This window comes from Escherichia sp. MOD1-EC6021 (assembly GCF_002965245.1).
GTDB classification, from domain to species: Bacteria; Pseudomonadota; Gammaproteobacteria; order Enterobacterales; family Enterobacteriaceae; genus Escherichia; species Escherichia coli_F.
This window is the reverse complement of record NZ_PTRU01000013.1, coordinates 92,841-107,926: the sequence shown is the minus strand read 5'-3', so window position 1 is coordinate 107,926 and position 15,086 is coordinate 92,841. Positions and strand designations below refer to the sequence as shown.

At 48.7% G+C, this 15,086-nt stretch carries 8 protein-coding genes and 1 pseudogene; 4 read left to right on the top strand and 5 right to left on the bottom strand.

Annotation, left to right across the window (positions count from 1 at the left end):
* Nucleotides 1–78 precede the first annotated feature (78 nt).
* From katG to BEB54_RS16135, 3 genes are all read right to left on the bottom strand, one after another.
* Entirely contained in the window at nucleotides 79–2,259 is a 2,181-nt protein-coding gene (gene katG / locus BEB54_RS16145; RefSeq protein WP_002431808.1) for a catalase/peroxidase HPI, read from the bottom strand.
* 327 nt (nucleotides 2,260–2,586) lie between these two features.
* Nucleotides 2,587–3,477, bottom strand: coding sequence for a methylenetetrahydrofolate reductase (gene metF, locus BEB54_RS16140; RefSeq protein WP_000007523.1), 891 nt, complete (start codon nucleotides 3,475–3,477; stop codon nucleotides 2,587–2,589).
* 382 nt (nucleotides 3,478–3,859) lie between these two features.
* On the bottom strand, nucleotides 3,860–5,413 hold the full coding sequence (locus BEB54_RS16135; protein WP_105277516.1) for a bifunctional metallophosphatase/5'-nucleotidase: 1,554 nt from the start codon (nucleotides 5,411–5,413) through the stop codon (nucleotides 3,860–3,862).
* A gap of 132 nt (nucleotides 5,414–5,545) precedes the next feature.
* Between BEB54_RS16135 and BEB54_RS16130 the strand changes: the two genes are divergently transcribed.
* From BEB54_RS16130 to BEB54_RS16115, 4 genes and pseudogenes are all read left to right on the top strand, one after another.
* Nucleotides 5,546–6,673 (top strand): hypothetical protein, encoded by a 1,128-nt coding sequence (locus BEB54_RS16130; RefSeq protein ID WP_000067197.1) that lies wholly within the window; start codon nucleotides 5,546–5,548, stop codon nucleotides 6,671–6,673.
* 232 nt (nucleotides 6,674–6,905) lie between these two features.
* Nucleotides 6,906–8,456, top strand: a complete 1,551-nt coding sequence (locus BEB54_RS16125) for a bifunctional metallophosphatase/5'-nucleotidase (protein ID WP_001261170.1) — start codon at nucleotides 6,906–6,908, stop codon at nucleotides 8,454–8,456.
* 40 nt (nucleotides 8,457–8,496) lie between these two features.
* A complete protein-coding gene (locus BEB54_RS16120) occupies nucleotides 8,497–10,116 on the top strand; it encodes a bifunctional metallophosphatase/5'-nucleotidase (protein WP_105272052.1) in 1,620 nt (539 codons plus the stop codon).
* Nucleotides 10,117–10,193: 77 nt separating this feature from the next.
* A pseudogene (locus BEB54_RS16115) lies at nucleotides 10,194–11,039 on the top strand (nucleoside-specific channel-forming protein Tsx); the annotation flags it as partial.
* 231 nt (nucleotides 11,040–11,270) lie between these two features.
* Here BEB54_RS16115 and metL read toward each other — a convergent pair.
* Nucleotides 11,271–13,703 carry a bifunctional aspartate kinase/homoserine dehydrogenase II gene (gene metL / locus BEB54_RS16110; protein WP_000110774.1) on the bottom strand — a complete coding sequence of 811 codons (2,433 nt, stop codon included), beginning with the start codon at nucleotides 13,701–13,703 and terminating at the stop codon, nucleotides 11,271–11,273.
* 2 nt (nucleotides 13,704–13,705) lie between these two features.
* Nucleotides 13,706–14,866 carry a cystathionine gamma-synthase gene (gene metB / locus BEB54_RS16105; protein WP_105277517.1) on the bottom strand — a complete coding sequence of 387 codons (1,161 nt, stop codon included), beginning with the start codon at nucleotides 14,864–14,866 and terminating at the stop codon, nucleotides 13,706–13,708.
* Nucleotides 14,867–15,086: the final 220 nt, after the last annotated feature.

The window sequence follows — 15,086 nt, the reverse complement described above, 5'->3', positions numbered from 1 at the left end:
TAGTTTTCCTGTGGACACTATACGCTGGTAAAGAAACTTCAGCGACTGCCAGACAGACAGTCGCTGAAGAAGGTCAGATTACAGCAGGTCGAAACGGTCGAGGTTCATCACTTTCACCCATGCCGCCACGAAGTCTTTAACAAATTTCTCGTGGGCATCACTGCTGGCATAAACTTCCGCCACCGCACGCAGGACTGAGTTAGAACCAAAGACCAGATCCGCACGGCTGGCCGTGTATTTCACTTCGCCGGTTTCACGGTCACGGCCTTCGAACAGCTCTTTCGATTCGTCGGTCGCTTTCCACTCGTAACGCATATCCAGCAGGTTCACGAAGAAGTCATTGCTCAATACGCCAACGCGGTCAGTGAAGACGCCGTTTTTGCTGCCATCGAAGTTGGCACCCAGTACGCGCATCCCGCCCACCAGCGCGGTCATTTCCGGCGCGGTCAGCGTCAGTTGCTGTGCTTTATCAATCAGCAGTGACTCAGTGGTGGAAACATCCAGACGAGCGCGGTAGTTACGGAAACCGTCAGCAATTGGCTCCAGCAGTTCGAACATTTCAATGTCAGTTTGATCCTGACGCGCATCAACGCGGCCCGGCGTAAACGGGACATGAATGCTCAAACCTGCGGCGCTTGCGGCTTTCTCTACGCCAACCACACCTGCCAGCACGATGATATCCGCCAGCGAAGCTTTGCCAGACTCTTTCTGAATTTTCTCCAGAACTGGCAGAGCACGAACGGCTGCGGCGTTCACATCCCAGTCGCGCTGCGGCATTAATGCCAGACGCGCACCGTTGGCACCACCGCGTTTGTCGCCACCACGGAAGGTAGAAGCAGACGCCCAGGCCACCGACACCAGTTCGCTGACAGACAGACCAGAATCCGCAATCGCGAATTTCAGATCGATAATGTCCTGCTCGGTCGGGTTGTAGATCGGCTGCGGCAGCGGATCTTGCCAGATCAGATCTTCTTTCGGTACTTCCGGCCCGATGTAGCGAGATTTCGGCCCCATATCCCTGTGCGTCAGTTTGAACCAGGCACGGGCAAAAGCTTCGTTGAACGCCTGCGGATCGTTGAGGAAGCGACGAGAGATCTTCTCGAACTCAGGATCAAAACGCAGCGTCAGGTCGGTGACCAGCATTGTCGGTTTACGTTTCTTCGACGGATCGAACGGATCCGGGATAATTTCCGGTGCGTCTACCGCTTCGAACTGGATTGCGCCAGCCGGGCTGCGAGTCTGTACCCACTCATATTTGAACAGGTTCTCGAAGAAATAGTTGCTCCACTGGGTCGGTGTCTGGGTCCAGACCACTTCCAGACCAGAGGTGATGGCATCTGCGCCAACGCCGCTGCCGTAAGTGCTCGCCCAGCCTAAACCTTGTTCTTCAATCGGTGCAGCTTCTGGATCAGGACCTACGTTAGAAGTCGGACCGGCACCGTGGGTTTTACCCAGCGTATGACCACCCGCAATCAGCGCCACGGTTTCTTCGTCGTTCATACCCATGTTGCCGAAGGTCGCGCGGATAGCCGCAGCCGCAGAGAGCGGTTCACCGCTGTGATCCGGGCCTTCTGGGTTAACGTAAATCAGGCCCATCTCGGTTGCGCCCAGCGGTGCTTTCGCCAGCGCTTCCGGATGACGGTGAGTCAGCCAGGCTTTTTCATCACCCCAGTTAACGTCCAGATCCGGTTCCCAGACGTCTTCACGACCGGCACCAAAACCGAAGGTACGGAAGCCGGAGTTTTCCAGCGCCACGTTACCCGCGAGGATAAACAGGTCTGCCCAGGAGATTTTCTGACCATATTTCTGTTTGATTGGCCACAGCAGGCGACGCGCTTTATCGAGGCTTACGTTATCCGGCCAGGAGTTCAGCGGTGCAAAACGTTGCTGACCACGACCCGCGCCGCCGCGACCGTCGATTGAACGGTAAGTACCCGCGCCGTGCCAGGCCATACGAATAAACAGACCGGCGTAGCTGCCCCAGTCGGCGGGCCACCACGGTTGAGATTCTGTCAGCAGGGCTTTCAGATCTTTTTTCAGGCCGTAGTAATCTAATTTGCTGAATTCTTTGCGGTAGTCAAAGTCCTCACCCAGCGGGTTAGAACGATTAGAATGTTGGTTTAACAGGTCAACACGGAGTTGATTTGGCCACCAGTCGCGCGTGGTTGTGCCCCCACCCGCGCTCTGGTCGTGACCGCCCTGATGGAACGGGCATTTGCCAGTGGCTGTCGTGTTATGGATATCGTCTGACGTGCTCATCAATGTGCTCCCCTCTACAGTGTTACCGTTACGATACACAGCGTTAGAGAGAAGTTATAATTGAATTAATCCACGGATGCGATAGTTGAGATCTTACATATTGTTGGTTAAAGAGATGTAGATCAAATTGATCGTAATTAAGCTTTTTTGATTATGTCCGATTTCGGACAAATGCTTTATAAAAAAGGTTTTAGCTTCGTATTCTTCAAGAAATGAGGGAGAAAACAAGGCTGACTACCTTATTTTCTCACTCGCATTTCGAGGCAGCATTTTGTGCTCTGTTTAAAATTTGTGATCACAGTGTGATTTTCACAAAAGGCACACTATTTATAAACCAGGACGAACACCCAGCGTATGGCAAATCGCATAACTCATTTCAGCGCGGTTAAGCGTATAGAAGTGGAAATCTTTCACTCCTTCACGGCTTAAAATCTTCACCATATCCATCGCGATATTTGCGCCCACCAGCTTGCGGGTTTCAGCATCGTCATCCAGGCCGTCGAACATTTGTGCCATCCACGCCGGAATACGCACGTTAGTCATGTCGGCAAATTTCTTCGCCTGTTTAAAGTTAGATACCGGCAAAATGCCCGGAATAATTTCCACATCAATGCCTGCCGAGACGCAGCGATCGCGAAAACGCAGGTAGCTTTCAACATCGAAGAAGAACTGAGTAATGGCGCGGTTGGCTCCGGCATCCACTTTTCGTTTCAGGTTAAGCAAATCTGCCTGGGCGCTTTTCGCTTCCGGATGCACTTCCGGATACGCCGCCACGGAGATATCGAAATCCGCGACCTCTTTTAACAACGTCACCAGGTCAGAAGCATACATTTCTGGCTTACCACTTCCCGGCGGCAGGTCGCCACGCAGCGCCACGATATGGCGAATACCGTTGTTCCAGTAGTCGCGTGCAATGGTGCGCAGCTCGTCGGGCGTCGCATCAATACAGGTAAGATGTGGTGCTGCTTCCAGACCAGTGCGATCTTTAATGCCTTTAATAATGCTGTGCGTACGGTCGCGCTCGCCGGAGTTCGCGCCATAGGTCACCGATACAAACTTCGGTTTCAGACTGCTAAGGCGATCGATGGAGTTCCACAGGGTCTGCTCCATTTCACTGGTACGCGGCGGGAAAAACTCGAACGAAACGTTAATCTGCCCCTGGACTTCTGCCAGACTCTGATTCAGGGCATCCCGCTGGCTGGCGTGAAAAAAGCTCATACCTTACCTCATCAATCGCTTGTAGTTATATGTTGTGTTGTGCACATCTATCCGTTTAGACGTCCAGATGTAAAGATGAAGGAAAAGCTGAAGGGCGTCAACCGAAAAATGACCAATGATGGTGAGGAAAAATCAGGGAAGATGAAAAAAACTCATCTTAATTAGAGGTAATAAAGAGATTTCTTTATAGCGCAATCAACCTCACTCGTTTTGACTGATATACAGGCAACACAACGGCACCTGTTCTCATTCGAAAAACAACGCCCTGCCACCAGATGGTGATGCTAAAGCATCTGATTCGGCCTGCGCTCTCGTGTAGGCCGAATACAGAATCTGCGAAATCAACTGGTAACAAACAGTAGAGTCAACTCAATACGTACTTTTACTTGATATCTTTCACGCGCATACCGTTGATCTGTTCATCCGTGATGGTGTTACCCGCTTTAAAGTAATCAACCACCGCGTGATAAACGTAATAACCGCCCGTCGTATTGCGCGCTTTACCCTCGGTAAACGCGGTAAAACCATCTCCACCATCAGCAAGGAAACTCTGAGTGGCAATGTGGTAAACCGTCGCATCTTCAATCGGTTTGCCATTCAGCGTCAGCGAGATAACCCGCTGACCAACCGGCTTGCTGCTGTCGTACTTCATTTCCAGGCCTTTCGATACCTGTAAAACGCCATTACTCAAACTTGCGCCGTGTTCCATCAAACTGCGTAATTGTTTCCCTGTGAGATCCATCGTCACCAGTTCGTTGGGAAACGGGAAGGTACTGATGACGCCGCCCATCGTAATCGCCCCTGCGGGGATCTCATTGCGAATACCGCCAGAGTTGGTTAAAGCCAATTGAGTGTTTTTACCCGCCGCTACCAGTAAAGCGTCCGCCGCCAGGTTCCCCAGGGATGCTGATTCACCATAGGCACGTTTTAATTCAACTGGCGATTGCGCCACCGTTTGCTGCACGACTTCATCCAGCTTTTTATTCCAACTATCAATCACCTGTTTTGTTTGCGGATCGGGCTTCCACTCATCGGCGTAAAGGGTTTTAAGCTCGAAGTTTTTCACCGTAAAATCATGCGGCTTCTCTTTGTAGTCCAGTACCAGTTTACCCACATCAATCCCACCGCTGTCAGTGGAGAGGATGAGCGTATTGCCGACTTTAATCGGTTCCGGCGTACCCACATGTGCATGCCCGGTGATCAAAATATCCAGCCCTTTCACCTGACTTGCCGTCTGAATATCTTTATCCAGCGCGCGACGCACATCTGTGCCTCCCATACTGGACTGGCGGGCCGGAACACCTTCGTGGATCAGGGCAACGGTCAAATCAACCTTGCCTTTGAGTTCATCGATATAACGTTGTAGCCATTTAATTTCATCACGCGCCTCAATACCCACTCGCGTTGCCGCAGATACCGTATCATTAAAGGCAAATACACCGTGCAAACCTATAACACCAATTTTCACGCCGTCTTTTTCAATGATGGTATAGGGCTTATCCCAGAATGATTTACTGCTGTTCTGATAAAAAACATTACCCTGCACAATCGGGAATTTTGCCTGACTCAACTGTAATAGGGTGTTGTCCCAGCCGTGATCAAATTCATGATTCCCTATAGTGACAGCATCGAACGGCATGGTATTCATAATATCGATAATAGCTTTGCCTTTGGTCAGGCTACTGATATATGGCCCGGTAAAATAGTCACCCGCATCAAAAAACCAGGTCGCTTTGTTTTTAGCTTTTTCTTGTTTAACAAGCGTAGTGATATTTGCCCAGCCGCCAATATCTCGTTTACCGTCAGCAATCCACGGCACTTTATAAGGCTCTACATGTGCATGGAGGTCGTTGGTATAAATGATGGTGACATCTTTGGCGCAAGCCCAAAACGGCAGTGTTAATGCGATACCCGCAGCAAGCATTTTAATTTTCATAAACAATCCCTTCCAGTGAGATAAAGGATTGCTACATTACGTTCTGAAAGGCTTTTTTATGTGAGAATACTCACATCCAGAGGCGATAACTGTAGGACAAAATCAACGACCTTATGAAATCGTTGGTGATATATGTCAAATCTGTTTGCGATTAATGTCTGTAAAACGTTCGGTTGTCGAAATTTGGGATTGGCCTCATCGGAAGATTACAGTTGGCCAGACTATAAACTGGGTTTTCCGGCACTGCACTGCCAGGCATGCGGAAGTTACCCCCCTTTGTTTGATGAACAACAATTTCGTGACTGGTTGTCAGTTCACATGACTGCGTGTGCCATAGAAACAGGGCATTTTTGTCCATCATGCTATTGTAAAGAAAAGATTTTTTATGGCCACAACCCGCAGGGAACACAACGCGTTCAATGCCGTTCATGCAAAAAAGTCTGGACTCCGAAACAGCAGCCAGCAAGAGAAATTACGTATCCCCAGTCCATTGAAACCGTTCAACTGTTCATGCCCTTTCAAGGAGCCAGCGCAGTACAAAAGCTCTATGTTTTAGTCAGTCTTGACGCCACTCGTGGCAACATCCTTCATCTCTCCACGAATTATACGCAACATCAGACAGGAGACAGTCTGCGGTACAGTTACAGAGGCAATACAGAACCAACTGAGCACCATAGCGATATTGTGCAGAGGGTAGATATGCGTGAAGCGCAATTCTTGCGCCGGAGCCAGTTCGATGAAATTCAGTATGGCAGTGCTGTGCTCAAGCGCAACGGCAAGGGAGCCATACTACGCCCGGTTATCACGGCACACGGGCATTTCAGAATACTGAAAATCCGCTTTCCACATGTCAAAACGCATATCATTTCACACGAATGTTTTCTGAGAGGCGCAATTATTACAGCCTGGGCAGATCAGTTCCGCCAACAACAAGGCGAACTTTGGTTCGTAGAAGAAGAAATCAGCGACCGTAACGCTGATATTCCCTGGCATTTTCAGGGAACGACATACCATGGTTGGTGGCAAAATCAGTGGCAACGCTGGGGGCAGGGGAATAACAGCAAGATGGTCTGCCTGCTCACAGGAGTCTCCTTAGAAAGGGGCGCAAATGTTTCTCTGGCAACCAGTCGTTGCTTTATCACATGGCTGACAGACCAACACGACTTTACCCAAAGCGCGTTATTATCCGCAGGTCGCGTAACGAAAATGCTGACCTCACTGGCGTTAAAATACAATGAATCGCTCACTCCATCTTGTTAGTCAATACACTCGACAAACGACCATAAATTAATGGGATCACTATTTCTCATTTAATTAAATATATGAATGTATGACTTAAAAATATAATCACAGTCAATGTTTAATTAATAACATTATTTGTTACTAAGATCACATAATACTTTCCTGACCTATGCTTACATAAAAATAAGACACGGTGTTCCTTTTATTTAAATAATTCAACCAATGTAACAACCCCTATCAAGGAGGGATGATGAGAACTGTATTTACGACTTTATCAGTCATATTCAGCGTGATGTTTTCTCACAGTATACTAGCTCAGGACGTTACTATTTATTATACGAATGATATTCACGCACATGTCAATCCGGCAAAAATTCCCGCTGTTGATAAGAACAGACTTGTAGGTGGTATGGCTAATATTGCAGGCATCGTTAATGAAGCGAAGAAAAAAAACAAAGATGTCTTTTTCTTTGATGCAGGCGACTATTTTACCGGTCCGTATATCAGTACCCTGACCAAAGGTGAAGCTATTATTGATATCATGAACACCATGCCCTTTGATGCGGTGTCCGTTGGTAATCACGAGTTCGATCACGGCGTGCCCAATATGGTATCTCAGTTATCAAAAGCAAAATTCCCCATTCTGCTGGGAAATATTTACTACACCGATACAAATAAACCAGTTTGGGATCATCCGTGGACCATTATCGAAAAAGATGGTTTAAAGATTGGTGTGATTGGATTGCATGGTGCATTCGCTTTCTATGATACAGTCGCGGCAAAAGCACGTGAAGGCGTAGAAGCCAGAGACGAAATTAAATATTTAAATAAAGCACTTGCAGAATTAAAAGGTAAAGTCGACATTACCGTTTTGCTAATTCACGAAGGTGTTCCGGCGCGTCAATCAAGCTTTGGTAGTAAAGATGTGGAGCGGCTACTACAGGCAGATATTGAGACAGCTAAAAAAGTGAATGGTGTTGATGTCTTAATTACCGGTCACGCACATGTCGGAACACCGCAACCAATAAAAGTTAATAACACATTAATTGTATCTACCGATGCATACGGCACCGACATCGGAAAACTTGTGCTTGATTACAATCCGAAAACAAAGAAAATTGATAGTTATAATGGTGAGTTAATCACCATCTTTGCAGATCAATTTAAACCTGACACCATCGTTCAAAATACTATCGATAAATGGAGCATAAAGCTTAACAAAATAACACAGGAAGTTGTCGGCCATTCTCCCGTAGTTTTAACACGTGAGTATGGCAGTTCTTCTTCTACCGGTAACCTTATTCTAGATGCAATGATGGAAAAAACACCTGATGCCATTGCCGGATTTCAAAATAGCGGTGGGATGCGAGCTGATTTTCCTAAAGGTGATATCACACTGGGAGATGTTATTAGCACATTCCCCTTTAATAATGACCTCATCGAGATGGATTTGACGGGCCGCGATCTCAAATCATTGATGACGCATGCAACCAATCTAACTAACGGTGTGTTACAGGTTTCAAAAAGCGTTGCGGTTGTCTATGACAGCAAAAAACCACTCAACCAACGGTTAATCTCTTTCACCATTAACGGCAAACCCGTGGAAGATAATCAAACATATCGTATTGCCACGCACTCCTTTTGTGCCAGTGGTGGTGACGGTTTTGAAGCATTTTTGAATGGAAAAAATGTGAAGACGATACCGGGAACAACCTCGGCGGAATCTATCATCGATTATTTCAAAAATCATAAACCTGTCACCCCAGACTTAACTAAACGAGTCATGGACGTCGCCAAATAAAATATCATTTATCAGTCTATTTATTTAACAAGGAATGCGAATGAAAACAGTGCAGCGTACTTTACTTGCCGCAACATTGCTGACTATTTTTTCGGTCTCGGTCATGGCGCAGGATGTCACGATTATTTATACAAATGATCTTCACGCTCATGTGGATTCTTATAAAGTGCCGTATATCGCAGACGGAAAACGCGACATTGGCGGCTTTGCCAATATATCTACTTTAGTAAAACAAGAGAAAGCGAAAAATAAAGCCACCTTTTATTTTGATGCTGGAGACTATTTCACCGGCCCTTATATCAGCAGTCTGACAAAGGGCGAAGCAATAATTGACATTATGAATACCATGCCTTTTGACGCAGTATCAATCGGTAATCATGAGTTTGACCATGGCTGGGATAATGCCCTGCGACAATTAAGCAAAGCGAATTTTCCTGTTTTATTGGGCAATGTTTATCATAAAGAGAGTGAGAAACCCTTCTGGAACAAGCCCTACACCATCCTGGAAAAAGATGGCATCAAGATTGGTATTATTGGGCTACACGGCGTATTTGCATTTAATGATACGGTCTCGGAGCTCTCTCTCCAGGGACTCGATAATGACAATAATAACCGCTTTGATAAATCTTCCGAGACCCTTAAGAATCAGGGGATTGAAGCACGTGATGAAGTGAAGTATTTGCAGCATTATATCGACGAGTTACGTGATAAGGTTGACCTCACTGTGGCGCTGGTTCATGAAGGCGTTCCGGCGCGTCAGTCCAGCATTGGCAATACAGATGTTAGACGCGCTCTTGATAAAGATATTCAAACCGCTAGCAAGGTGAAAGGATTGGATATTCTGATTACCGGGCATGCCCACGTCGGAACGCCAGAACCAATCAAAGTCGGCAACACCTTAATCCTTTCGACTGATAGTGGCGGTATCGATATTGGTAAATTAGTCCTTGATGTCAACCCTACAGCTCGTACCCATAAAATGAAGAGCTTTGAGCTGAAAACAGTTTATGCCGATGAATGGATACCCGATCCAACGACACAAAAAGTTATCAATGGCTGGAATAAAAAACTGGCGGATATTGTACGCCAACCAGTGGGTGAATCATCGATTGCATTAACTCGCGCCTATGGTGAGTCATCGCAACTAGGCAACCTGTTTACCGATGCAATGCTTGTCGCTGCTCCGACTGCACAGATTGCATTGATAAACTCCGGCAGCTTACGTGCGGATATAAATGCAGGCACGATTACCTTTGGCGACATTACCAGTACATTCCCCTTCAAGAATGAACTTACTGAAATGGATCTCAGCGGTAAGGATCTGCGTAACCTACTGGAACACGGGGCATCGCTTACCAATGGCATCCTGCAAATGTCAAAAGGCGCAGAAATGCGCTATACCCCGCAAAAACCAGTAGGTCAGCGCATAGTATCTTTTAAAATTAATGGTGAAGAGATCGTTGATACGAATATTTACCATGTTGCAACAACGACTTTCCTTGCACTGGGGGGCGATGGTTTTCTGGCATTCAAAGAAGGGAAAAATGTTCAGGTCCGCGCCGGAAATAACATGTCCGATGTCGTGATCGATTATTTGAAGAAAGGCCACAAGATTACGCCTGCACAGGTAAATGAAATGCGGGTGGACGTTAGCAAATAATAAAAAAATTATAATGCCATTCATTCACTGAATGGCATTATTTTCTCTAAATCAACAATAGATAATGAGATATATTTATGTGTATAAAAAAGCACGGGATAGCTTTATCGATTCTATTAATACCTTGCATTGGAAACGCTCAGGAAATTAAAAGTGAGGAAGGCTGGTTACATCAAAGCTTGAATGTCATTGGTCGCACAGACTCTCGCTTTGGCCCAAGGCTGACTAACGACCTCTACCCTGAATATACTGTAGCAGGAAGAAAAGACTGGTTTGATTTTTATGGTTATGTTGATCTACCAAAATTCTTTGGCGTCGGCAGTCACTATGATGTTGGGATCTGGGATGAGGGCTCACCACTATTTACGGAAATAGAACCTCGGTTTTCCATTGACAAATTGACCGGATTAAATCTTGCGTTCGGCCCTTTTAAAGAATGGTTCATTGCAAACAACTATGTCTATGATATGGGTGACAACCAGTCATCCCGGCAAAGTACATGGTATATGGGGCTTGGTACAGATATCGACACGGGTCTACCAATTAAGCTTTCTGCCAATATATACGCCAAGTATCAGTGGCAAAACTATGGTGCCGCTAATGAAAATGAATGGGACGGATATCGATTCAAAATAAAATATAGCATTCCTCTTACCCATTTCTTCGGAGGGCGATTGGTATACAATAGTTTTACTAACTTTGATTTTGGCTCCGATCTTGCGGACAAATCACACAATAATAAACGAACCAGTAATGCTATTGCTTCAAGCCATATCCTTTCCCTGCTATATGAACACTGGAAATTTGCATTTACACTACGTTATTTTCACAACGGTGGACAATGGAATGCTGGGGAGAAAGTTAACTTCGGAGATGGTCCATTTGAATTAAAAAACACAGGATGGGGAACCTATACTACTATTGGTTATCAATTTTAAATCAGGTGATGTTTTAGATATTTTTACTTAATGCCATTTTGTAATTGTCATAAATAACTTCACCATTCACACTGTGAATTCATCGCTCAACACAAAAGCCCCCTTATTACCGGGGCACTGACCAAAGGCAAAATGACAATCAATCACCACCTCCGCAGGAGGTGGTTTAGAGGTGACAACAAAAGCTGGCAACTGCCAGCTTTTGTTCAATAATCACTACAACAACTGCGCCAGACGGTTAATATCCGACTGAATCGCCCCGGCGGTGACGTCGCGCCCTGCACCTGGCCCGCGGATCACCAGCGGGTTGTCGCGATACCAGCGGCTTTCGATGGCAAAGACGTTATCGCACGGTAGTAGTGATGCCAGCGGATGGTCTTCTCGCACCGCTTCCACGCCTACTCGCGCTTTGCCGTTGGCATCGAAACGCGCCACGTAGCGCAACACCAGCCCCATTTCACGGGCCGCTTCCAACCGTTGTACCATCTGCTCATTAAGTTCATCGCCATTTTCAAAGAAATGGTCGATGCTTCCACCTTCGCAATGGGTTGGCACCAGTGATTCAACACGCACCTGGTCCGGTTCAATGTTGTAACCCGCTTCACGCGCCAGAATCACCAGCTTGCGCATCACGTCTTTGCCGGAGAGGTCATCACGCGGGTCAGGTTCAGTTAAGCCCTGCTGCCACGCCTGATCCACCAGCTCGGTAAACGGCACGCTACCGTCGAATTGCAGGAACAGCCAGGAGAGTGTGCCGGAGAAGATCCCGCTGATCGACAAAATAGTGTCGCCGCTGTCGATCAGATCGCGCACGGTATGGTTGATCGGCAAACCTGCGCCGACGGTGGCGTTGTATAGCCAGTGACGCCCGGTTTTTTCGAACGCGTCGTGGATCTGGCGATATTTATTGCTGTCGCTCGCTCCCGCCAGTTTGTTGGCACTGATGACGTGGAAACCGTGGCTGGCGAAATCGAGGTATTGATCGGCCAGTTGCTGACTGGCGGTAACGTCCAGCACCACTAAATCATCATACGGATGGGCACGCATCCACAGGAATAGCGACTCTTCATCCTGTTCGACGGCTTCATCATTAAAGAAGGCTAGCGCACGGCTGGCGTCCAGCCCGTCATAGCTCAACAGGCTGCGACGGCTGTCCACCACGCCTGCCAGCACAAATTCAAAGCCGGTGCGCGCCGAGAGCGTGCTCTGCTCACGGGCGAACAGTTCCAGCCAGCGGGAACCGATATTGCCCTTACCGAACAATACCAGGCCGATGCGTTTTTCTGCGCGGAAGACGGACTGATGCAGCCCCTGAATCAGGCTTTCGGTCGGCCCGGTGCGCAGTACTGCCACCAGGCTGATGCCGTCATCGGACTGCCAGGTAAACTCGACCGGCTGGCCTTTCAGTTGCTGCCAGAAGCGGTGGCAATGCAGCGGGTTACGGGTGACGCCCGCCCCAACCATCGCCACCAGCGCCAGCCCCTGACGCAGGCGCAGTTCGCCAGGTAATCCTGCTTCGTCGAGGATTTTCAGCGCACTATCGGCCACTTCCGAGGTGTAGCAAAATTGCAGCAACTGGCGATCGTTATGCACGCCAACCGCCAGTGGGCGCACCTGAGCACGTTTCAGGATTTGGTCGATCTCTTTATGCGCCAGTTTGAAATCCTGACTGGCGGGCACCTGAAACTCAATCAAACAGACATCATCGTGGCTGGTGACAATACGCGCACCTGTACCTGAGGCCAGCACGCGTTCAATGCGCGTGGAACCTTGATCCGGCGTGTAGCTACAGCGCAGCTGCAGGTCGATTTCACTGCCAGAAACTGGCTGTAAAGTACGGGCGTGCAACACTGGCGCGGCAAGACGCGCCAGTTCGCTGGCCTCATCCAGACGCAGCAATGGCAGCAGGCAGGCATCTTTCACTTTACGCGGGTCAGCGCTGTATACCCCGGCGACGTCGCTCCAGATGGTTACGCGGGAAACTCCCGCCAGCGCACCGATTTGTGTCGCGGAATAGTCGGAACCGTTACGCCCCAGCAGCACCGTTTCACCGGCGTTGTTACGGCTGATAAACCCGGTCACCACCAGACGTTTGCCCGGATGTTGTACCAGTAGCTGTTGCAGCAACGGGTAAGAAAGCCCTTCATCAACCTGCGGCTGCGCGGCGCGTTCAGCGCGTAAAAACTCGCGGGCATCAAGCCAGGCCGCAGGCAATCCTTGTTGATTAAGTACCGCAGACATCAGGCGCGCCGACCACACTTCACCGTGGCCCACCACTTCCGCATACACCGCATCGTTAATACCGCTGTCGAGCAGCGCCGCCAGGCGTTCCAGATCGCTGACAAAAGCGCTAATGAGGCTATCGGCTTCTTCAGCGGGTAGCAGGCCGCTAATCAGATCGCACTGATAGCGACGCAGCGTTTGTTGAACCTGATGCGCAGAGAGACGATCGGTCTGGCTTAGTTTTAACCAGTTAATCAACTGGTTAGTGGTGCTACCGGCGGCGGAAACCACCATCATATCGTCAGGCTGAGAGTACTCCGCCATAATGCCCGCGACACGCAAATAACACTTCACATCAGCCAGACTACTGCCACCAAATTTATGCAGTTGACGACCTTTCGCCCCTGCCTGCGCAATCACACTCATTTTTACCCCTTGTTTGCAGCCCGGAAGCCATTTTCCAGGTCGGCAATTAAATCTTCGCCATCTTCAATACCGGTGGAGATACGCAGCAGCGTCTCGGAGATCCCGGCGGCAGCACGCGCTTCTGGTGCCATGCCTGCATGTGTCATGGTTGCGGCGTGAGAGATTAAACTTTCCACTCCCCCTAATGATTCCGCCAGCGTAAACAACGACACCCCGCCCAGGAAACGACGCAGCGTCTGCTCATCGCCATCCAGTTCAAAACTCAACATTGCGCCAAAGCCTTTTTGCTGGCGCGCGGCAATTTCATGCCCCTGATTTTCCGGCAGCGACGGGTGATACAGTTTTTTCACTAACGGCTGGGTTTGCAGATATTTCACTATCGCCTGCGCGTTGCGCTGCGCCAGCTCCATACGCGGCACCAGCGTTCGCAAACCGCGCAGCAACAAATAACTGTCAAACGCGCCGCCCGTCACGCCAATATTGTTTGCCCACCAGGCCAGTTCGGTGACAACGTCCGGGTCTTTAGCAATCACCACGCCAGCCACTACATCTGAGTGACCGTTCAGATATTTCGTACATGAATGCAACACCAGATCGGCACCTAATGCCAGTGGATTTTGTAATGCCGGGCTTAAGAAGGTGTTATCCACCACGCTCACCGCCCCAACTTCCCTTGCCAGATGGCAGATTTTCGCAATATCCACGACGCGTAACAATGGATTACTGGGGCTTTCTACCAGTACCAGTTTGGGTTTTTCTGCCAGCGCCGCCCGTAATGCCTGTTCATCGCCCTGATCAACAAACAACACGCGATAGCAACCACGTTTCGCCAGGCTGTCGAACAGGCGATAGCTGCCGCCATAGCAGTCGTGCGGCGCAACCAGCAGATCGCCAGGTTTCAAAAAGACGGTCGTTACCAGGTGGATCGCGGACATGCCGGTATTAGTAAGTACTGCACCAGCACCGCCTTCCAGTTCAGCCAGCGCACGCTGAACCACATCGCGCGTTGGGTTGCCGCGACGCGAGTAATCATGCGCGCGCGGTTCATTAAATCCGGTAAAGTTATAGGTGCTGGAAAGATGGATTGGAGGGACAACGCAACCATACTGTTCGTCGTCATTTAACCCGCTACGCACTGCGATGGTGGCCTGTTTACGCGTCATGTGATGAAGTTCCCTGGGCTTGGTCGGTGAAATGTCAGGCACCAGAGTAAACATTGTGTTAATGGACGTCAATACATCTGGACATCTAAACTTCTTTGCGTATAGATTGAGCAAATCCCAAATAGCCGTTAAAATTATATGCATTATCACGCCGACAGGTGCATTACACGATGTCACGGTAACGCCTGTACGGTAAACTATGCGGGTTTACGGTCAGTAC